The sequence below is a fragment of the Henriciella barbarensis genome, assembly GCF_003576345.1.
GTDB classification, from domain to species: Bacteria; Pseudomonadota; Alphaproteobacteria; order Caulobacterales; family Hyphomonadaceae; genus Henriciella; species Henriciella barbarensis.
This window is the reverse complement of sequence record NZ_QWGB01000008.1, coordinates 121591-140711: the sequence shown is the minus strand read 5'-3', so window position 1 is coordinate 140711 and position 19121 is coordinate 121591. Positions and strand designations below refer to the sequence as shown.

14 protein-coding genes are annotated in these 19121 nt (G+C 57.0%); 8 read left to right on the top strand and 6 right to left on the bottom strand.

The window, feature by feature from the left end; genetic code table 11:
• Window positions 1-88 precede the first annotated feature (88 nt).
• Genes D1224_RS12920 through D1224_RS12910 form a run of 3 tightly spaced genes read left to right on the top strand, consistent with a single transcriptional unit; the run spans window position 89 to window position 3024 of the window.
• Window positions 89-1273 carry a DsbA family protein gene (locus D1224_RS12920; RefSeq protein ID WP_119380374.1) on the top strand — a complete coding sequence of 395 codons (1185 nt, stop codon included), beginning with the start codon at window positions 89-91 and terminating at the stop codon, window positions 1271-1273.
• A 22-nt stretch (window positions 1274-1295) separates the two neighbouring features.
• Complete coding sequence (locus D1224_RS12915; RefSeq protein ID WP_119380373.1) at window positions 1296-2378, top strand: MBL fold metallo-hydrolase; 1083 nt, start codon at window positions 1296-1298, stop codon at window positions 2376-2378.
• 19 nt (window positions 2379-2397) lie between these two features.
• Window positions 2398-3024 carry a TetR/AcrR family transcriptional regulator gene (locus D1224_RS12910; RefSeq protein WP_119380372.1) on the top strand — a complete coding sequence of 209 codons (627 nt, stop codon included), beginning with the start codon at window positions 2398-2400 and terminating at the stop codon, window positions 3022-3024.
• Here D1224_RS12910 and D1224_RS12905 read toward each other — a convergent pair.
• From D1224_RS12905 to D1224_RS12895, 3 genes are all read right to left on the bottom strand, one after another.
• Window positions 3021-4679: a sulfatase gene (locus tag D1224_RS12905; protein WP_119380371.1), complete on the bottom strand. Its 1659-nt coding sequence runs from the start codon at window positions 4677-4679 to the stop codon at window positions 3021-3023. The genes D1224_RS12910 and D1224_RS12905 overlap by 4 nt on opposite strands.
• 28 nt (window positions 4680-4707) lie before the next feature.
• Window positions 4708-6381 (bottom strand): arylsulfatase, encoded by a 1674-nt coding sequence (locus D1224_RS12900; RefSeq protein ID WP_233350543.1) that lies wholly within the window; start codon window positions 6379-6381, stop codon window positions 4708-4710.
• A gap of 355 nt (window positions 6382-6736) precedes the next feature.
• The gene (locus tag D1224_RS12895) at window positions 6737-8119 is read right to left on the bottom strand and encodes a cytochrome P450 (protein WP_119380370.1); all 1383 of its coding nucleotides are present in this window, start codon (window positions 8117-8119) and stop codon (window positions 6737-6739) included.
• 78 nt (window positions 8120-8197) lie between these two features.
• Here D1224_RS12895 and D1224_RS16530 point away from each other — a divergent pair, with 78 nt between their 5' ends.
• Complete coding sequence (locus D1224_RS16530; RefSeq protein ID WP_182482291.1) at window positions 8198-8335, top strand: hypothetical protein; 138 nt, start codon at window positions 8198-8200, stop codon at window positions 8333-8335.
• A 39-nt stretch (window positions 8336-8374) separates the two neighbouring features.
• Here the strand turns inward: D1224_RS16530 and D1224_RS12890 are convergent, their stop codons facing one another.
• A complete protein-coding gene (locus tag D1224_RS12890) occupies window positions 8375-9394 on the bottom strand; it encodes a glycosyltransferase family 4 protein (protein WP_119380369.1) in 1020 nt (339 codons plus the stop codon).
• Between the two features lie 89 nt (window positions 9395-9483).
• On the opposite strand from D1224_RS12890, the gene D1224_RS12885 reads away from it, so the two are divergent.
• Entirely contained in the window at window positions 9484-11553 is a 2070-nt protein-coding gene (locus D1224_RS12885; protein WP_119380368.1) for an HAD-IIB family hydrolase, read from the top strand.
• Entirely contained in the window at window positions 11550-12407 is an 858-nt protein-coding gene (locus D1224_RS12880) for a glycosyltransferase family 2 protein (RefSeq protein WP_119380367.1), read from the top strand. The genes D1224_RS12885 and D1224_RS12880 overlap by 4 nt, the downstream gene beginning before the upstream one ends.
• Here D1224_RS12880 and D1224_RS12875 read toward each other — a convergent pair.
• A complete protein-coding gene (locus D1224_RS12875; protein ID WP_119380366.1) occupies window positions 12354-13496 on the bottom strand; it encodes a glycosyltransferase in 1143 nt (380 codons plus the stop codon). The genes D1224_RS12880 and D1224_RS12875 overlap by 54 nt on opposite strands.
• A gap of 343 nt (window positions 13497-13839) precedes the next feature.
• On the opposite strand from D1224_RS12875, the gene D1224_RS12870 reads away from it, so the two are divergent.
• Complete coding sequence (locus D1224_RS12870; RefSeq protein ID WP_119380365.1) at window positions 13840-14490, top strand: response regulator transcription factor; 651 nt, start codon at window positions 13840-13842, stop codon at window positions 14488-14490.
• A gap of 20 nt (window positions 14491-14510) precedes the next feature.
• On the opposite strand, the gene D1224_RS12865 is transcribed toward D1224_RS12870, so the two are convergent.
• On the bottom strand, window positions 14511-16262 hold the full coding sequence (locus D1224_RS12865; RefSeq protein WP_182482290.1) for a hybrid sensor histidine kinase/response regulator: 1752 nt from the start codon (window positions 16260-16262) through the stop codon (window positions 14511-14513).
• 243 nt (window positions 16263-16505) lie between these two features.
• Here D1224_RS12865 and D1224_RS12860 point away from each other — a divergent pair, with 243 nt between their 5' ends.
• Window positions 16506-19112 (top strand): glycoside hydrolase family 38 N-terminal domain-containing protein, encoded by a 2607-nt coding sequence (locus tag D1224_RS12860; RefSeq protein WP_182482289.1) that lies wholly within the window; start codon window positions 16506-16508, stop codon window positions 19110-19112.
• The last annotated feature ends 9 nt before the right edge of the window (window positions 19113-19121 follow it).

The following is a 19121-nucleotide window of genomic DNA, read 5'->3' as shown; positions in this document are numbered from 1 at the left end:
ACCTATCGTGACGGGTTATCTGACCAGCAAGGGCAGGCTCGACCGTCGACGCGTAGTCGTTGAAAGTCGGCGCAAGAGAAAGGGTATTATGAGGACGGTCGACTATTTCCACGATACTGCAGACCCTTACTCCGATCTGACGTCGCAAATTCTCAAAGTCTTGTGTGAGCGCTACAACATTGTCGTCAAGCCTCACCTCGTTTCGCCCCCGCCAGACTGGGCCGCGCCGGACCGCCAGAGGCTGATTGATTATTCCCGTATCGACGCGGCTCGTCTCGCGTCGAAAGCGGGACTGTCCTTTACCGACCCCGGCCACCAGCCCTCAAAAGAGGCAATCGAAACAGCCAGCGGCGCGCTTGCCGCTGCCATCAATGATGGCCAGTTTGCAGCCGCTGCGGCGCCGATTGGCAAATGGCTCTGGACTGGATCTGGCCGTGAACCTGACGCGTCGCTGAACCCCGATTTATTGTTTGAGCAAGGTGACCGGCTTCGCGATGAGCTTGGTCACTATCTTGGAGGGACGTTCCACTATGGGGGTGAATGGTATTGGGGCATAGACCGACTTCACTATCTGGAGGCGCGTCTGAGAGATGAAGGCGCTGTGTCAGAACAGGCGCCAGATAGCTTTATTTTTCCGCCGCCGGCAGTCGTTGACGAACCCATTGGCGGAGGTTTCAAAAACGCACCAGATCTTCACTTCTATCTGTCCTTTCGCAGCCCCTACACGGCAATTTCCGTGAACCGAGTGAAAGCGCTTGCCGATGCCTATGGGGCGAATTTGAAGCTTCGGTTCGTCCTGCCCATGGTCATGCGGGGCATGCAGGTGCCGCGCGCGAAGGGACGTTACATCATTCAGGACACAGCACGGGAAGCGCGCCGACTTACAGTGCCTTTCGGAAAAATCTGCGATCCCGTTGGAGAGCCGGTCGAGCGCGGGTATTCAATTTTGCCTTGGGCCATTGAACAGGGCCAAGGCTTTGCGTTCACCAAAAGCTTTTTGAGCGGTGTCTGGGCCGAGGGCATTGATGCAGGCACCGATAAGGGGCTGCGCACCATAACTGAGCGCGCAGGTCTGGACTGGGGCGAGGCCAGAACGCTGATCGGAAAAGACCATTGGAAAGCGGAGGCGGAAGATAACCGACGCGAGATGATGTCGCTCGGCCTGTGGGGTGTGCCGAGCTTCCGTTTCGGCGAGGTTTCCGCATGGGGGCAGGACCGGTTGTGGGTGATCGAGGACGCCATGAAGGCCTCGCTTTCTGCGGTCCGATCGTGATTTCCAAGGTGGGGGGAAGCTGATGAAATGGATTCTACGCAGCGTCGTTGGCCTGATTTTATTGCTGGTTCTCATGGGTGCGGTCTTCAAGCTTTTTCAGGCGAAAATTGGCGCTTCAGTGTTTGAGCGAATGGCAGGCAGGCTGGTTGGTCTTGATCAGACAGCCACATTGGAAGACGGCCTTCATATCTATTTCTGCGGTACGGGTTCGCCGCTCCCGGACCCTGAGCGCGCCGGGCCGTGTCTCGGTGTTCTGGCAGGCGATAAAACGCTCGTTTTCGATACCGGCTCCGGCAGCATGCGCAATCTCATGCGTATGGGCTTTCCGGTTGGCGAGACCGATATGGTCTTTCTCACCCACCTGCATTCGGACCATATCGACGGTCTTGGCGAGATGATGCTGCAAGCCTGGATCGCCGGGTCCCGTACGACGCCGGTCCAGATCTCCGGGCCTGAGGGGACAGGCCTTGTGGCGGATGGATTTATTTCAGCCTATCGGGCCGATGCGGGATACAGGACGGCGCATCATGGGGAAGCTGTCGCAAACCCCTCGGGATTCGGCGCTGAAGTGACCGAGATTTCGTCACCATTGGACGGTGCAGTGACGGTGTTTTCAGAAGGTGGCGTGCGCGTGCAGGCATTCCTCGTCAATCATGAGCCTGTTGAGCCGGCCTTTGGCTACCGGATCGACTATAAGAGTAGGGCCGTCACGATCAGTGGAGATACGGTCAGGAGCGACGCCGTGACCCAGGCGGCCAGGGGAAGCGACCTTCTTATTCACGAAGCCCTGAACCGGGAGATGGTCGCAGTCATGTCAGAAGCCGCAGCGAGAAATGGCGATGCTGAACTTTCCACGATTTTCAGCGACATACTCGACTATCATGCGAGCCCGTCTGAAGCGGCTGAGACCGCGCAGGCGGCGGACGTCGAAGCGCTTGTCCTCACACATATTGTGCCGCCGCTTCCAACGCCGATGCTCTATCCAGCATTTCTTGACGGCGCGGGCGCCAAGTTCGATGGAAAGTTGGAGATTGGCGAGGATGGGCTGATGATCAGCCTGCCGGCCGAAAGTGACCGGTTCGTCCGGCGCAATCTGCTCAATTGAGACCTTCGGAGCTGCGAGAATGGCTGAGCAAAACAAACCTGACTTGAAAGTAGTGCAGGCAGCTGAACCCGATGATGGCCGCAAGGCCCGCAGTCAACGTAGCCGGGCACAGATCGTCGATGCCCTGTTCGCCCTTGTCGAAAGCGGAGATATGGACCCGAGTGCGGCCAGGGTCGCAGAAGAAGCCGGCGTTGGTCTTCGGACTGTCTTTCGCCACTTCGAAGACATGGACGGGCTCTACCGTGAAATGGCGGAACGGTTGGAGGCAGAAATTCTCCCTGTCGTGATGACGCCCTGGGCAACTGAAACATGGCGCGAGCGTGTTATCGAGCTGATCGAACGGCGCGCGAAGATTTACGAACGGATCATGCCGCTCAAGGTCGCTTCAAGCCTTCGGCGATTTGCTTCGCCACAGCTTGGTTCTGCCTATCGCCGTTTTCTGGTGATGGAGCGAGCAGGCCTGAAAGGGATATTGCCATCGAGCGTCGCTGAAGATGAAATTCTGCTTGGCTCGCTGGAATTGCTGACAGGCTTTCATGCCTGGCGCCGACTGCGTCAGGACCAGGGGCTTTCAGCGCCTCAGGCGAAGGCCGTGCTCATTCATTCAGCGAGCAAGCTGCTGAATGCTATCGAAGACCAGGACTAGTTGGGCCAATAGATGACTTCCGCGCCGGGTTGCAGGTCTTCCGCCAGGGTCTGATCTACCGCGACAGGTCCTTCGAGTGTAAATGGATAGAGGGACTCGCGCGCACCTTGCTGGTGGGCGTCAAGCAGAGCCGTCAGTTCCGCTACAATATCCGGGCGTTCACTGGCGATATTAATTTGCTCTGTCGGATCACCTGATAGGTCGTATAGCCAGACCTTGTCCGGGCGCTGACTTATCTGAAGTTTCCAGTCACCGCGCCGCACGCTCTGATAATATGCGCTTTGCCAGAATATGGGTTTGTCTGTGCCTGGCTCTGCTTCGCCTGTCGCCACGCCCAACAAGTCTCTGCCATCAATCTCAACACCTTCTGGAAGTGGCGCGCCGCACGCTGATGCAAGCGTCGGCAAGAGGTCGATATGGGCCGCAGGCGCTGAAACCTCTTGGCCGGCGTCTATCCGGGCAGGCCACCTCATGAAAAGCGGTACGCGTATACCGCCTTCAAACAGGGTGAGTTTCCAGCCGCGATAGGGCTCATTGATATCGGGCAGGCCGATATAGCCGGGGCCACCATTGTCGCTTGAGAAGATCACGATCGTGTTTTCGGCGAGCCCTTCTTCGTCGAGCGTGTCGAGTATGTTTCCGACACTGCGATCAAGGGCGCGGATCATGGCGGCATAGACGCGAAGACGATGTGGCTGGATATCGCCGACCGCCTCATAATCTTCCCGGGTCGCTTGGAGCGGGGTGTGAACTCCCCAATGGGCAAGATAGAGAAAGAATGGCCTGTCGCGATTGGCACGGATGACAGACTGCGCTTCCTGCGTCCAATAGTCGGTGAGATAGCCGCCCGGTTCAAACCAGTCGCTTTCGTTATAACTGACGGCATACTGCATTTTGGCCCAAAGGAATTTGTCTACCGGATCGAAATCGAGCCTGGCATTGACCACGCCTGGGTCGTCCTCCGGCAGGTAGAGGCCACTTGCCATGAGAAGGCTTTCATCAAAGCCCTGCGCGTTCGGTCCGAATTCCGGCCCGCGTCCCAGATGCCATTTGCCGATATGAACTGTGTGATAACCGGCATCACCCAGCACCTCGGCAAGCGTAACTTCAGAGCCGGGAAGCCCCTGTTCCTCGAATGGGGGTGAAGTAGCGGCTGCGGCTTCACTCCATTCGATTGGCGGAATGACGCTTTCATGGGAACCGGATACGAGCGAAATGACACGTCCCATTCCGTTCGGTGTTGGAGTGAACTCGAAACCGGTTCGGGTCGGATAGCGTCCCGTCATTAGCATCGCCCGCGAAGGCGCGCAGCTTGCCGTGCCTGAATAGGCGTTGGTGAAAATAACGCCTTCACGGGCCAGCCGGTCTATATTGGGTGTCTGGATTGCGCCGTCTGCGACACCTCCGCCAAACGTCGAAATGTCGTTATAGCCAAGATCATCGGCGAGAATGAATATGACATTGGGCGCGCGCGTCAGCGGGCTGGTCGTCTCTTCGAGGGGGCCTTGCTGCCAATCTATCTGCCGGTGCTCAGCGACCGCCTGCTTTCCAGTGTGAGCTGCGATGAACAGGACGACGGCTTCACGATTGAGCCATGCCAGTCCAAGTCCACCCAGAACCACAATTACGACACCTAGAACGATCTTCTTCCACATGGGCTGGGGCTTTCTATGAGCAGGTCTGTCAGGGGCCGGGTCGGCGCGCGCGCTTGATGAAGCGCACCCCGCCCCAGCAAGCGGCAATCAGGAAAAAGAGGAGCAGGGCAGGCACCCACCAGTAGGTACGCAGCTGCCGCATTTGCGTCTTGCGGGTAATAATGGCGTGACTGTCGTACCCTTCGGGCACGTCGAGAACGCCAACTTCTGAGCTATAGGCGTCATAGGCGGCCAACATGCTTGCCATCAGCTCCGGCCGCTCCGCGGCCAAGTCGTTTACCTCGCCCGGATCTTTTTCGAGGTCGTAAAGCCGCCATTCGGCGTCGCCCCATGGGCGCTGATTGCGGGTGATCTTGTAGCGACCCCGGATAAGCGCCGAATTGCCGGACACTTCGATCGCAACCGGATCATCGGGCCCATAAACGGCCTCGGTTTCCCCGGTGAGGAGCGGCATCAGACTGCGGCCAGTCATGGCAACAGCGTCTGCAGGTTCACTTTCCACGCCCGCCATTTCGAGAAAGGTGGGCGCGATGTCCGTGACTTGAACGAGAGCGTCCTGGCGAATGTTTTCCGGCAGGTTCGGCCCCGACATGATCATTGGGACATGTATGCCGCCTTCTGCGCCGTGGAACTTGAACAGATTGCCGGGCGAAGCCGCCGCCATGGCGAATTCCGGCCCGATGAAACCCCAGCTTCCCTCTTCGCCGATGCCATCGACACCAAGATGGTAGCCATGGAGTCTCATCCAGAGCTTCAGACGCCAGTCATTGTCGCCGCGGGTCGGCTCCGGTCCATTGTCCGAGGTAACGAGGAAGACCGTATTGTCGTAATCGCCAGTCGCTTTGAGGTGTTCGACCAGCCGGCCAACATGTAGGTCCATCGCTTCGAGCATGGCGGCGTTGACCGCCATTCGGGCAGCATAAACCTCCTTGTCTTCGTCGCTGAGGTCCTCCCAGCGCCGCATGCCTTCAGGCAGTGGGGCAAGCGGGGCAGCGGCGGGGATGAGCTCAAGCGCTTTTGCCTTTTGCCAGCGCGACTGCCGCAGTTCCTGCCAGCCGCCCGCATAGGTTTCGCGATAGTGTGCTGTGATCTCCGCCGGTGCCTGAACCGGAATGTGGACAGCCTGGAAGCCCAGAAAGGCGAAAAATGGCTTCGAGGCCTGCGCTTCTGAGAGATAGTCGATCATCTGGTCGACAATGAATTCCGAGGAATAGAAATCCTCCGGAAGCGCGGCAGGCTGGCCGTCTTCATACCACGGGGCGTCGCGGTAATAGGGCATGTAGGACTTGTCGCCCCAATTATCCGCGCCAGAGGCGTCGAGCGCGAAAGACCGGTCGAACCCATGATCGGAAGGCAGCTCACCTTCGTCGCTGCCAAGATGCCATTTACCGGTCATCAGCGTGCGATAGCCCTGCGACTGAAGCCGGGCCGCTACCGTCATCACGCCCGGTTCAAGTGACATCGTATAGCCGGGCTGACCGACATGTTCACGCGGTAGCACTTCCGGGATTGTGGCCACCCCTGTGCGATGATTGTCGACCCCGGTCAGCAGCATGGCGCGCGACGGCGCGCAGAGCGGTGAGGTATAGTAGCGCGTGAACATGACCCCGCTGCGGGCCAGCGTATCGATGTTTGGTGTCGAGGCCTCGCCGCCATAGATGCCGAGATCCATGAAGGCAGCGTCGTCGATCAACAGGATCACGAAATTGGGCGGTTGCGCCGGATCGCGATTTTCAGATGCCGGAAAAGGCTCGGCCTCAGCTGAATAGCTGCAGAGAAGACAGGCCGAAAACAGAATTATGATCGCACAACGTATAATCAAACTGCGCCCTCCAACCCACGCAAAAACTTATGGCATGTATACTGTCATAAGTTTTTGCGTGCAAGCGAGCGGGTATCGTTGTCGGTCGGCGTCGGCTCGGCTGGCAGGTTATCTTCAGTCTGACAGCGCTGTCAGACGATCCAAGATAGTAGATTGAGTTCTTTGAGGTCAGAACTCGATATCGCCTTGAACGTTTAGCCCTGTCTGACCTCAGTAAATTTAACACTTGGCCCGATCAACTGGCCGTGGCTGGTGTCTTCACCTGAACCTGGGTCGGCTTCGAATTCCCCCGGCCGTATAGATTGACCTCGAGTTTCGAGATTGCGTGCACCAGTGCATTCGGTCCGTATTTGATCTGACCGGTGAACTCGATCTTGGGAAAGCGCGCAAACAGCTGCTCATAGGCGACACGTAGCTGCATCTGCGCCACGCGTGAGCCGAGGCACTTATGAACCCCGTGACCGAAGGCGATATGCTTGCCGACATTATCGCGTGTCATGTCGAAGACGTCTGGATTCGGGAACACTTCCGGGTCTCGATTGCCGGCCCCGTACCACATGACCACTTTTTCGTCCTTGGCGATCCGCTGACCGTTGAGCTCGGTGTCTTCCATCGCGGTACGACGCATGTGCTTGACCGGTGAAACCATGCGAAGTGCTTCTTCGGACATTTGTGGGATCATTGAAGGATCGCTCAACACCATAGCTCGCTGGTCAGGAAACTCGGTCATCAGCTTGATGGTGCCGGAGAGTGAATTGCGGGTGGTGTCGTTGCCAGCGAAGATGATCAGCAGCCAGGACCCATCTAGGTATTCTTGCGGGAGCTCTTCGTTCTCGAGCTTTGAGTGTGCGATCACCGTAAGAAGATCGTTTCTCGGGTTAACGCGCCGGTCTGCCATGACGCGTGCGCCATACTCGAACATCTCTTCAACGACTTTCCGGAAGCGGAACGGAAAGAGTGGCTCGCCTACGAACGTTCTCAGTGGATTGGACATGAACTGGCTGGCCATTTCCAGATAGTGCATCCAGTGCACGATTTTCGGCCGATCAGCCTCATCCACGCCGAGCATTTCGCAAAGCGTGTAGAGCGGAAGTTCGTTCGAGAACGCTTTTACAAAATCAACGGTCGGGCCATTGGCCTCAAGATCATCACAAAGCTGATCGACCTTCGCGCGGACCTTCTCTCTCAGCTCTGCCACATAGGCAGGGATGAAGAAGTCTTTCTGCTGGATGCGCATCTGCATATGCTGCGGCTCATCCATGCTGATGAGATTGTCCATAGACGCACGTATCAGGATTTCAGGTTTCCAGTGCTTGCGTTCAGGGACAGCCAGATTAATGCCACCACGCGCGGAGGAAAAGATCTCGGGTTGGAGTTCTACGGACTTGATGTCTTCATATCGTGAGACCGACCAGTAGCGCGACCCGCCGCTGCGCATCTTCGACCACATGACGGGCGCCTGCGTGCGCATGCTTGCGTAAAGCTCATAGGGGTGGCCTCGTCTCCACGAGTTGGGATTCGAGAGTTCGAAGTCCGTCTCAAGCTCGGGATAAATGGCAGGATAGACCGGTGTCGCTGCGCCGGTATCAACCACGATGTCGTCACTGATCAGTTTCATGTATTCCTCCCGAGCAACCGTATGCCCCAATACGGACGATTATCCTTAGGGAAGTCAAAAGCTATTCGGAGTTGGGTTGTGAACAACCGCGCAAATGCGGCTCTCAATGCATGCTGTCCATCGGTACGCCGCTCTGTCGGGGAAATGCGCGCACTCAAACTTCAGGACGCCGTAGCAAAGATCAACCGGTCCTTCGTGACCGGCCCGGCATTCTGATCGCTGTCAGGCGCGCTCCCGCTTCGGTCCGCTTTTCGATCAAGCAAGAAGCGCCGCATAGGTTTTCTCATAGTCGGCAACCATGCGGTCGCTCGTGAACCGTTCTTCAAACCGTTTGCGGATGGCTGCGCGATCGAGGTTCTGAGCCGCTTTAAGCGCTGCAGCAAATTCCGGTCCGTCTTCGGCAATGAAGCCGGTTACCCCGTCTTCCACGATTTCAGGAGCTGCCCCGTATGGCGTGGCCACGACGGGCGTGCCACACGCCATGGCTTCGATCATGACTAGCCCGAAAGGCTCCGGCCAGTTTATCGGCATCGCAAATACAGATGCCGAGCCCAGAAAGTCCTGTTTTTCCTGCAAGTTGACCTTGCCGACATATTCCGCATCCGCGCCGAGTAGTGGCCGGACCTCTCTGTCGAAATAGGCCGGATTGCCGATATCCACATTCCCGGCAAGCTTGATTTTCATTCCTGCCTCTCTTGCAGCCGTGATCGCTCTGTCCGGTCCCTTCTGATCGGTCAGCCTGCCCAGGAATGCGACGCCGCCGGCCCCGGGCCCGGGTCTGTAGGTGTCGCGGTCGATGCCGTGATGAATGATAGATCTTACATTTGCCGTCGCGGGAAACTGCTCAGCCTGCGATCTGGAAATTGCCGCAACGGGGAGCTTGTCGAAATGCTCAAAATAGGTCTGACGATCCAGCTCATCAACGCGCCAGTGAACCGTGGTCAGCGTCGGGACGGGGCCATCCAGGAATACCGAATGCATAAATTCGGTATGGAAGTGAATGATGTCGAACTCAGCCGCTGCAGCGCGAACCTGGCTCAGCAGGACGGCTTCTCTCGCCGCTGCGTAGCCCGGCGGTGCGCCATCGATATCCGCGACAGGTGGGCCAAACTCAACGAGATGGGCTGAGGTCTTGGACCCGGTCGCTGCGAAAAGGGTGACATCGTGACCGTGTGCGCAAAGGCCTTCCGTTAGCGTGTGCACCATCCATTCCGTCCCTCCAACATTTGCCGGGGGGCAGGCATAGATGAGGGGGCAAACCTGGGCGATTTTCATGGCAATTTAACCGATGTTATCTGAACGCTAGAATTGGGACGCTGCAACTTCCTGATGTGGGAACCGGACTCATCGGGCGAAGTTCCGACATGATGTTTATTATGCACATTGCCCTGCAGGGCTGCCTCACCGCTCCGCCCGTACACTATGGCTGCACCCCAGATACGGGTGGGCATATAAAATATCTTCTCGAACTTGTTGATGGCGCCGAGCGTGCTGGCGCGGTCCGGCAAGAGATCATTACGCGCCGCTGCAAGTCGCCAAATCCGCTCGCAGATTGCATGCAGCCAAGAGAGAAGCTGTCTTCCAGGTCCAGCATTGTTCGCGTCGAAGGCGCGAGCCTCGATTACCTCGCCAAGGAAGACCTGTATCGCGAAAACGATGTCTTCGCCGCCAATCTCATAGATTATATCAGGCGGCTCGATCGCAGACCCGACATCATACATGCGCACTATGCGGATGCTGGGTGGGTCGCCCATCGCGTGAAGGAAGCTTTGGGCATTCCATACATGTTCACGGCACATTCGCTTGGCAGGGTAAAAGCCCTGGCGGGTCTGGATGCAGATGCAGCTGCCGCGCTCAGAACACGTATCGCAATCGAGGAAGATGCCATCGCAGGAGCGGACCGGATCATCACCAGCTCACGCGACGAGGCCGAGTATCAGTATAGCCTTTACCGTTCGACGCGGCCTGAAAAGGTTCTTCTTAACCCGCCAGGCTGTGATTTTACTGGCTTTCAATCCGATAACGATGCGCTTCCAGATGCATCTCTCATCACAGAGATTTCACGGTTTCTCACGGAGCCCGGGAAGCGCCCATTGCTGGCTCTTTCAAGGCCGGTCAAGAAGAAGAATCTGGCAGGGATTGTACGCGCCTATGGTGAAAGCCCGGCGCTGCAAGAGCTATCAAACCTTATCATCTTCGCAGGGATCCGCGACGACATCGAAGAGGCCGATAGCGAGAACCGAAAAGTGCTTCAGGAGCTCTTTTACCTGATCGACAGGTACAACCTGTATGGCAAGGTCGCTCTGCCGAAATCGCACGAACCCCATCAGGTGGCCGGGATTTATGCGCTCGCCGCAGATTTGCAGGGTGTCTTCGTCAATGTGGCCTACAATGAGCCTTTCGGCCTGACCTTTCTGGAAGCTGCGGCCAGCGGCCTTCCAGTCGTCGCGACCTCGAATGGCGGTCCGAACGATATCGTGAACAAACTCGGTAATGGGGTACTTGCTGATCCCAACCGCCCAGACGAGGTGGCCGATGCTGTTCTCACGCTGCTGCGCGATGATGAGTTTTACGAGCAGTGCGCGACGTCCGGCCTGGAAAATATCTCATTCTATAGCTGGGAACGCCATTGTAGAGAGTACGTGCTGGACATCGAGGGACTACTTCGCCAACCCATGCCGGCGCTCGCCAGAACCGTCTCAAGAGATTTCATCCTGGCCAGCGATATCGACAATACGCTTGTCGGGGAGGCGCGTAGCCTTTCGGAGTTTTCCCAACTCTGCAGCGGACCACGCGATTTTCATTTCGCCGTCGCTACCGGACGAAGCCTTCAGGATGCGATGCTGACACTGAGGGCATGGAATGCGCCTCTCCCTGAAATTCTCGTGACCAGTGTGGGAGCAGAAATCTACTACAGTCACGATCTGGATCTTCGTCACCTGGAGGCCGACATTGGCTGGAAGGACCACATCTCGGAAGGATGGGACAGACAGGCTGTTGAGGCTGCGCTCGGTGGCCTTCCGGGCCTCATACCTCAGAAAGCGACCGAACAGAGGCCCTTCAAGCTGAGCTTCTTTACAAAAAATCCGGCGATTGTGGGTGAGATCAAATCGCGCCTCAAAGAAGACGGGCTCGCGGCGACAGTCATCCATTCCCACGACCGGTTTCTGGATGTCCTTCCGCATCGTGCGTCCAAGGGCAAAGCCCTTCGCTGGCTTTGCGACAGACTTGGTGTCGATATTGCCGATACAATAGCTGCGGGAGACTCGGGGAATGATGTCGATCTTCTGCTGCAGGCCGGCAATGGCATTGTTGTCGGAAACCACAGCCATGAGCTCGAGCACCTGCGCACGGCCTCTAATGTCACGTTCTCGCATCGGGGTTACGCGGGGGCGCTATGCGATGTCCTTCTGCGACGGGGGCAGATGCAATGAGCGTCTCGGTCTGCACGCTCGTGCGCGGGCGAGAGACGCATTTGCAGAATATGTTGGCAGCCCTTGCGACGCAGACGAGCGCGCCGAAGGAGGTGATCGTTGCGTATATGCAGGCCGAACGCCCTGACGTGCTGGATATGTACCCGGAAGTAAAAAGCGTTCAGGTTACCGACAACGCTTTGCCCCTGGCGGCAGCCCGCAATCGCGCTGCGGCGCTGGCCACAGGCGAGACGCTTCTCTTTCTTGATGTCGATTGCGTCGCCCACCCAGGGCTCGTAGCTGCAATTGACGTTGCTGTTCAAAAGACGGACGCCGTTGTCATGGGGGACGTCCGCTACCTGCCCGAAGGCGTGGACCAGACCGGTCCGTTCGATGAGGTATGGCGTCATTCACAACGTCATCCGGCCAGACCTGATCCAGAGGCGGCCAATGGCTTGCAGAAGTTTGACATGCAAGAATTGTGGAGCCTGTGCTTCGCGCTACCCAGAAGAACATTCGAACGCATTTCCGGCTTTGATGAGCGGTTTGAAGGCTATGGCGGCGAAGATACCGACTTCGCAGCCCGCTTAGGTGCCGCAGGCGCCGAACTCTTTTTTTCTCCGGACGCCAGAGCTGTTCACCAGTGGCACCCTGTTCACATACCGCCGCTTCAGCACTTCGATGATATTCTGCGCAATGCCGAGCTCTTCAGACGATTACATGGAAAATGGTGTATGGATTACTGGTTGAACCAGCTTTCCGCGGCCGGCTTCATCAACTGGTCGCCCGAAGGCGACCGTCTAGAATGTCTTCGTCGCCCCTCAGCCAGCGACCTGAGCCAGACGCGGCAGCCGGGAACTGTCCTCTATTCCTGACCAGAGGGTCTCATCGAGGTCGGTCAGATAAGCCGCAATGTTCTGCGCTGCATCTGGCGAGAACAGGGCGGCCTGCGCAGACAGATCGCAACTCATTGCCTTCTGCACGGCGTCCTGCCAGCTGGCGTTGCAGGCAGGCCATAAAGGCAGAACGTGTGCGGCGCCGACCCTGCCAAGCTGCTCGGCCTTTCTGACCTGCTCGTTGAAATATCGCCATTCAGGGACGCATAGGAACGGCCTTTGTACTCGAGCGATCTCGTGAACTGTGTTGTCCCCTGCAGACGCCACCACCAGGTCGGCAGCTGCAATGAAACTGAGCGGGTCATCGACCCAGCCGCGTGTGATCAGGTTGCCGAAGTCGGTTTCATGTCCTTCTCTGTGGAGCGGCCCGATTGTGATCCAGTGCCAATCCGGCAGGGCGCGTGCTGCCATAGTGAGCGGCGCGTATGGCGCTCCTGCGCCTCCGCCACCTGATAGGACAAGCGCCACTTTTTGTTCGTCGGGTATACCAAGTTTGCGGCGCGCTTCTTCCTTCGACGGCACTGGCGATTTGGTCGTACACAGCCCGCCGCTGTAGAAAGTTTTTTTGCGGGCCCAATCTGGAAAGTCGTCCTGCTCGATACTTTCACTGAAGGGCGCTACCAGTCCGGCGCAAGCCTCGTAGGCTGACAGATGCCCGACATCATTGCGATCCCCATGCATACGGACTTTGACCGCTGGTACCGAACAAAGTCTCGAAAGCAGGGCCCACTCTGCAGATACGTCCACGAAGAAAAGACCCGGATTTCTGCTCGTCAGACAATTGGCGATAATTCCAGCATTCTGACGCAGCCGCGGCGATCCAAGCGGAACGCAATGAAATGAACGCGGTGTGATCTGATTATGCAGGGCAGGCGTGGCAGACGGATCGCCGATCATGTCGGGCAGTTCGACGAACTCAACCCTTTCGTCAAAGTCGCCAAAGATATCTCTACTTGCCGACATGATAATGATCGGGCGATCGCCGATATGGCTGATGATGCTCTCGCAACGCTTGGCGTGGCCGCGGCCTTGGTGGTGGACAAAAAAGCACAAAGGTTGCTGCGTCATTCAAGGCTCCTGGCATGATTTCAAGCAAGGAACCCGGTAGTGGGCGGAGCGTTCCGAGCGCGGAACAATTCGATGGAATGCGGTGCCTTGCGACCTGTCGGGTGCCATCTGCTGAAGTGCTTCAGCAAGACTATGGATAGCGTATAGGTTGAATGTTTCGCGTGTATTGATCGAATACTCGCAACCTGAAAGAACGCAACGCTGTGTCAGTGACGCCTGTTTGATCGTTTTGCCGCACCTGGCTCAATTCTTGCTGACCGGTCCAATAGAATATACTAGATCCTGTAATACTGATTACAGTTATTGAGCGGCGCTGTCGCTTTAAGGCTAGGGGAAACAGGTTTTGCCAGAGCGTGCAGGTTCAATTGCGATCATCGATGATCATGACCTGTTTTTGCAGGGGCTCGCGCTCATCGTGAAGCGCGATTTTCCGGCCTTCGAGGTCGTGACGGTAACCGAGGCCTCCGGCATACTGGACAAGCTGGCGAACGGCACGCGATTTGATCTGATTATCTGCGATCTCATCATGAGCGAGATGAATGGCCTCGCCTTCGTCGATACCATCCGGAAGCAGGGGCATCGTGTTCCAGTACTCATGCTGTCCGGCATTAATTCCGTGCCGCCAATCGTCGAAATGCAGGCCGTCGGCGCGAATGGATATATTCACAAATCTCAAGGCAGCCGCGCGCTTAGCAATGCAGTCGATGCGGTTCGCGATAACCCGTTCGGTTTTAAGGATTTCAGCGAGGAAGCCTCCGGCATGGGGACGCTGGTTGCTGATGCCGACAGAATTCCTGATCTCCCAAAGCTTGGTGACCGCCAGATCGAAGTACTGAAACTGTTGTGTGTTGGCGGCCAGAACAGTGAAATCGCGCGGGCTCTCTCGATCAGCGAGAACACGGTCAAGACGCATCTGAAATACATCTTCGTAGAGCTTGGCGTAAGCCGGCGTACTGAATGTGTGCAACGGGCCCAACAGCTCGGGCTTATCTAGCGACGAAAAATGCGCCGCATTCAGGCGAATTGTTTTTCTGTGTCGGCGAGCAGTTTGTGCAGCGTGTTCCGCAAATCATCGGGTGAGACAGGCTTGAGCATGACCTGAATGCCAAGACCCGTTACCTCCTCCTCGATGTTTGCAATGTCGCCCGTCATCAGAATGGCCGGTGTCTGCCGTCCTGCCAGGTCGCGCAACTGTCGAATGACCTCAACGCCATCGTCCAGGCCTGGACCGAGGCGCCTGTCGATCAGAAGGATATCGGGCGTTTGCGCACTTGCGCTCAATAGACGGGTTGCCTGCATACCATTGGCGGCGGTGTAGGTTCTGCAGCCCCAACTGGTCAGGAGTGCATTCATCCCATCGCGCACGGGTTTCATATCATCGACAATGATGCAGAAAGGGGCCGCGTCGAAAGATGCGGTGTCCCGAGGCCGGTCAACAGTATTGGCAGCCGTCTCATGTCCGGCAGGCAAAGTGAGCGCCCAGCGCGTCCCGCGCCCCGGAGCAGAGTCCATCGTCAGTTCAATATCGAGTAAATCGGCCAACCGCCGAACAATGGAGAGCCCGAGGCCGAGGCCGGGCTTCGCCGCTTGTCCGGAAGGGCTGAGCCGAACATATTCCTCGAAAACGCTGTCCTGCTGATCTTCGGGGATACCGGGTCCGGTGTCTGTGATCTCGATCATTGGCGTGCCGTCGGACGATCCCAGCCTCAAGCTAACCTGCCCTGGGGGCGGCGTGTAGCGAAGCGCATTCGAGAGAAGATTGCTGATAATCCGGCAGAGCAACACAGGGTCCGTTTTGGCGAAAACGGACTCGGTCACGGTCTCGAATGTTAATCCCCCTATCTCAGCCTGCGTTGAAATCTGTTGAATCAGCGGTGCCAGCACAGTTGCAAGATCCACCGTCTGAACGTCGGGAACGACGGCGCCGCTATCGATCCTTGTGATGTCCACGATGCCGCGCAGCAGGTCGCTCAATCCCTGCCGGGTTGAATCAATCTGATCGAGCAGCTCTTTCTGCCGTTCGCTCGTCAATTCTTTGCGCAGCGTTTCGATGAAGAAGCCTTGCGCGTGCAGCGGTTGTGAAAGGTCGTGGCTAGTCGCAGCGAGAAAACGCGTACGTTCCTCGCTGACCTTTTCAATCTGCCGGTTGCGTTCGACAAGCTGGTCGGTCAGCGCCTGGTTCCTGCGTGCGATGATGCCGTCGCGCGTATCCCGGTCTGTCTGGCCGCTCACCATTATACCGAACAGGTAGTATAGAATGATGCCGATCGCCGCCATTTGCGTGCCGCCATCAAGCGCGTAGATCCAGTAAGCGGCGAATGGCAGGATTGTGCAGGACGAAAGGGCAATAAAGCCTGGGCGGTATTCTGAACCCGGCAGCATGCCACCCACAGTAATAGCGAAAACTATATTGCTGGCGACGAACAGGGACAGAAGGTCATTCCCGTCGACCTGCAGGCAGGCAAAGAACGCCCATATCAGCCCGGTCAGACTGCAAATGACAATGTGACCACGAAGATACTGCTTGTAGTTCGCCGCCGTGAGCGCGCCGCGCGGATTGAGCTTGGCATGCGCATAGGTGACGCCCACCATGGCTGAGGCAACGCCGAACCAGAGCGCCGCAAATTCGGGTTTGCCGAAAGCGACGATCATGATCGTCAGATAGATAATCACTGCCTCGACGAACAAACAGGACCGCACGACATTGTCGCGCAAGAGGCGGGCCTGTTCAAACTGAATGCGTAGTGCGTCTTTCTGCTCTGGCATCCGCATGCCCCCCCCCCAACGCACATTTCGGCGACGTCTGCCCGACAACCGCGATAAGCCTCTAAAAGTTTTGCGCTGTTATGAGGTTTTGCACAACCTTGCGGTTCGTTGATATTACGCCTCGGCGCGGGTACTTGCCGCAATCACAGTGCGTATATTGCCCGTCTTTGAAGGTTTTTCGGTATGATGCAACATAGACGGCTCGCACGTTGCATTGGCTGGTTAGGCGCATTCATCAGTGTTTTGAGCGCCGCCGTTTCTGCGGAAGTTCAGCCACAAGCGGCCAATAGCGACCAGGCGATCGATTTGTTCGAGACGCAGTCGTGCGAGGCGGCGGCAAACCCTGTCTGGATCGTTCCAAACTCGCACGGCACTGCGACCGGCTGGCTGACGGGGTTTGCTCACGAGCGAAACTACATGGTCAATAACTATGGCTCGCTTCTGGAAGCGCAGGAGAATGTTGGATACCCTTTCAGCTTCTCCGAAGTTCCAACGGCCATCGCCATGAAAGAGCTGGCGCCAGCCGACTTTAAACGCTTCCGAGCCGCACTTGGCACCGGCAAGGTCTCTATTGCCAACGCTTTCATGCTTGAGTTTGAGCCGTCTTTGGTTCAGGCGGCAACAATCATGAGAATGGGGCGTAGCGGGGCCGGGTGGTTTGAGGACGTGCTCGGCATAAGGCCCGACAATGCCTGGTTTATCGACGTTCTAGGCGTCACGCCCAATATGGCAGAATATCTCGATCTTCTGGACATCCGCACGATGATGCACGTGCGAAATGCAGAGACCAGAGATCAGCTCTATTATCTGCAGGCTATCAGCGGTGCGAGGATCACTGTCGCGTCGATGAACAATTATGCGCAATGGCGGATCAGCTATCGCGAAACGGGTCCGTTGCCGCAGCATTGGCGAGAACACATGATGCGGGAACTCTATCCCGAGATCCCGTACCAGCCTGAGATACCGTTTGTTTGGCCGATTGGTGCCGGCGACTATTCAGCAAAACCTGAAGACCCCCAGCGCCTACAGGAAATGACCCGAGAGGTAACTGATCAGACCAGCAGGGCCTCCTGCCTCGGCACGCTGAATGACTATTGGGACAGCGTTTTCTCTAGCGATCTCGATCAGGATGAGCTGGAGACTATCACGACCCCAAGTCTGTTTGCCTACAATGCGTTCTGGGGAAACCTGCCGCAAGTCAAACAGGGATTCCGTGCAACGGAGTCCCGGCTTGTGGCGACTGAAATAGCGGCCTCGCTTCAGTCGCTGGAGAGGGCCGATAACTATCCGGCTCAGCGTCTGGACGACATTTGGTGGCTGCTGCTCCTTAATGCCGACCGGGCTTTGCAGTGGGGCGCGGGCGCCGGTGACGCCTTCCAGGGCGACGGCGACTGGAATTATACGGACCGAGACAGATCGGCGAACGAGCGTCTTGACGAGATGCATGATTATTTTGGACATGGCTACGCATTCGATCCTGTAGCATGGCGGCGCGAATATCCGTTTTTCTGGGCAGCGACGCAGACTCGGCCTGCCAATTCGGTGTGCGAAGCGTCGATGCTGGAAGACGGCGTCTGGTGTCAAGGCAAGCTCGAAGCAATGGGAACTGTCGAACTGGAAAGCGCGGCGCATGAGCTGCCAATGGAAGAGCCCTTCGACGGTACCGTTGAAACAGACAGCCTGAAAGTCGAGTTCGATCTACGCTCTGGCGATATTGTCTCACTTCAGAGTGATGGAATGGTAAAGCTGATAGAAGGGCGCCTGAATGAACTGGTCTGGTATGCCGATCATCAGACGCCGGAGCAGAATTTTAGTCCAACAGACCTTCTGGCGCCCCGGACGGGGCGTGAAGTGATCGGGCGCACCTCAGAAATCGAAGCCGAATTCAAGCAGTACCGGGGCAACGTCTACACGATGGTGCAAGTTACCAGCGTTGCTGATGACGGAAGCCACTTCGAGCGATTTGTGTTCATACCGCATACGGGTGACCAGTTACGCTTTCAGACAGTTTCAAAAAATGTCCCGTACGGTCGCATGCTGGTCGCAAGGCACGACCTGGAAGAGCCGATAGAAAAATCGATTCGCGGAACACCTTTCGGTTACGACCGCGATCGCCCGAGAACTGGCCGCGGTATGGAAGATGTCCGAGCCTCGCACGACCACCTTTACCTGGGGCTCAACGAGACAATTGCGCCAGCGTCGCTTTGGTCCAGTCATCACCTCGAAAACGACCGCGGTATTGTGCTTCTCGACCAAGGGCTTTCTGGCCGCGAATGGGGCGAAACCTTCGTTGATCACTTCCTCATGAACGCCCAACCGCATTATCGCGGAAAAGAAAACGAACTCTATTCGGGGATGCCAGAGCGTACTTTCAACTATGCCATCATTGCGTCCACCGGAGAGGATGTTGCCCGGTCCGCGCGGGCCGCGAAAGAAGGGGTCTATCCGCTTATGGAAACAGGCCGCTTGAGGCGCGGTATTGAAGTTTCAGATACGATTGTCGTCGAAACAGTGGCCCGTACGAAAAACGAGATCAGAGTTCTGGCGCAAAATTATTCGTCCACCGAAACACGTGCGACGATCCGTATTCCTTGGCCACATATATCGGCAAACCTGACCGGATCGGAAGCAATGCAGGATGGCGAATTAGTACCGCAGACAGAAAATAGCACTGCGGCTCTATATGCTTTTGCAGTCGCGCCGGGAGATGCATTCGAACTCGTTCTGAAGACGCTGGAACCAGTAGCCGAAGTTGCGATACGAGAAGGCTGGGAGGATCTAGTCCCTCCGTCCAAATTGCACAGGCTTAGCTTCCGCGACACTTCGCTTTTGGGGCACCCACCTGAATAGCCGTTTGTC

Coding starts and splice junctions, on each gene's coding strand:
- D1224_RS12885 (WP_119380368.1), top strand. CDS start 9,484: ATGATGTTTATTATGCACATTGCCCTGCAGGGCTGCCTCACCGCTCCG.
- D1224_RS12920 (WP_119380374.1), top strand. CDS start 89: ATGAGGACGGTCGACTATTTCCACGATACTGCAGACCCTTACTCCGAT.
- D1224_RS12910 (WP_119380372.1), top strand. CDS start 2,398: ATGGCTGAGCAAAACAAACCTGACTTGAAAGTAGTGCAGGCAGCTGAA.
- D1224_RS12880 (WP_119380367.1), top strand. CDS start 11,550: ATGAGCGTCTCGGTCTGCACGCTCGTGCGCGGGCGAGAGACGCATTTG.
- D1224_RS12895 (WP_119380370.1), bottom strand. CDS start 8,119: ATGAAACTGATCAGTGACGACATCGTGGTTGATACCGGCGCAGCGACA.
- D1224_RS12890 (WP_119380369.1), bottom strand. CDS start 9,394: ATGAAAATCGCCCAGGTTTGCCCCCTCATCTATGCCTGCCCCCCGGCA.
- D1224_RS12905 (WP_119380371.1), bottom strand. CDS start 4,679: ATGTGGAAGAAGATCGTTCTAGGTGTCGTAATTGTGGTTCTGGGTGGA.
- D1224_RS12875 (WP_119380366.1), bottom strand. CDS start 13,496: ATGACGCAGCAACCTTTGTGCTTTTTTGTCCACCACCAAGGCCGCGGC.
- D1224_RS12865 (WP_182482290.1), bottom strand. CDS start 16,262: ATGCCAGAGCAGAAAGACGCACTACGCATTCAGTTTGAACAGGCCCGC.
- D1224_RS12915 (WP_119380373.1), top strand. CDS start 1,296: ATGAAATGGATTCTACGCAGCGTCGTTGGCCTGATTTTATTGCTGGTT.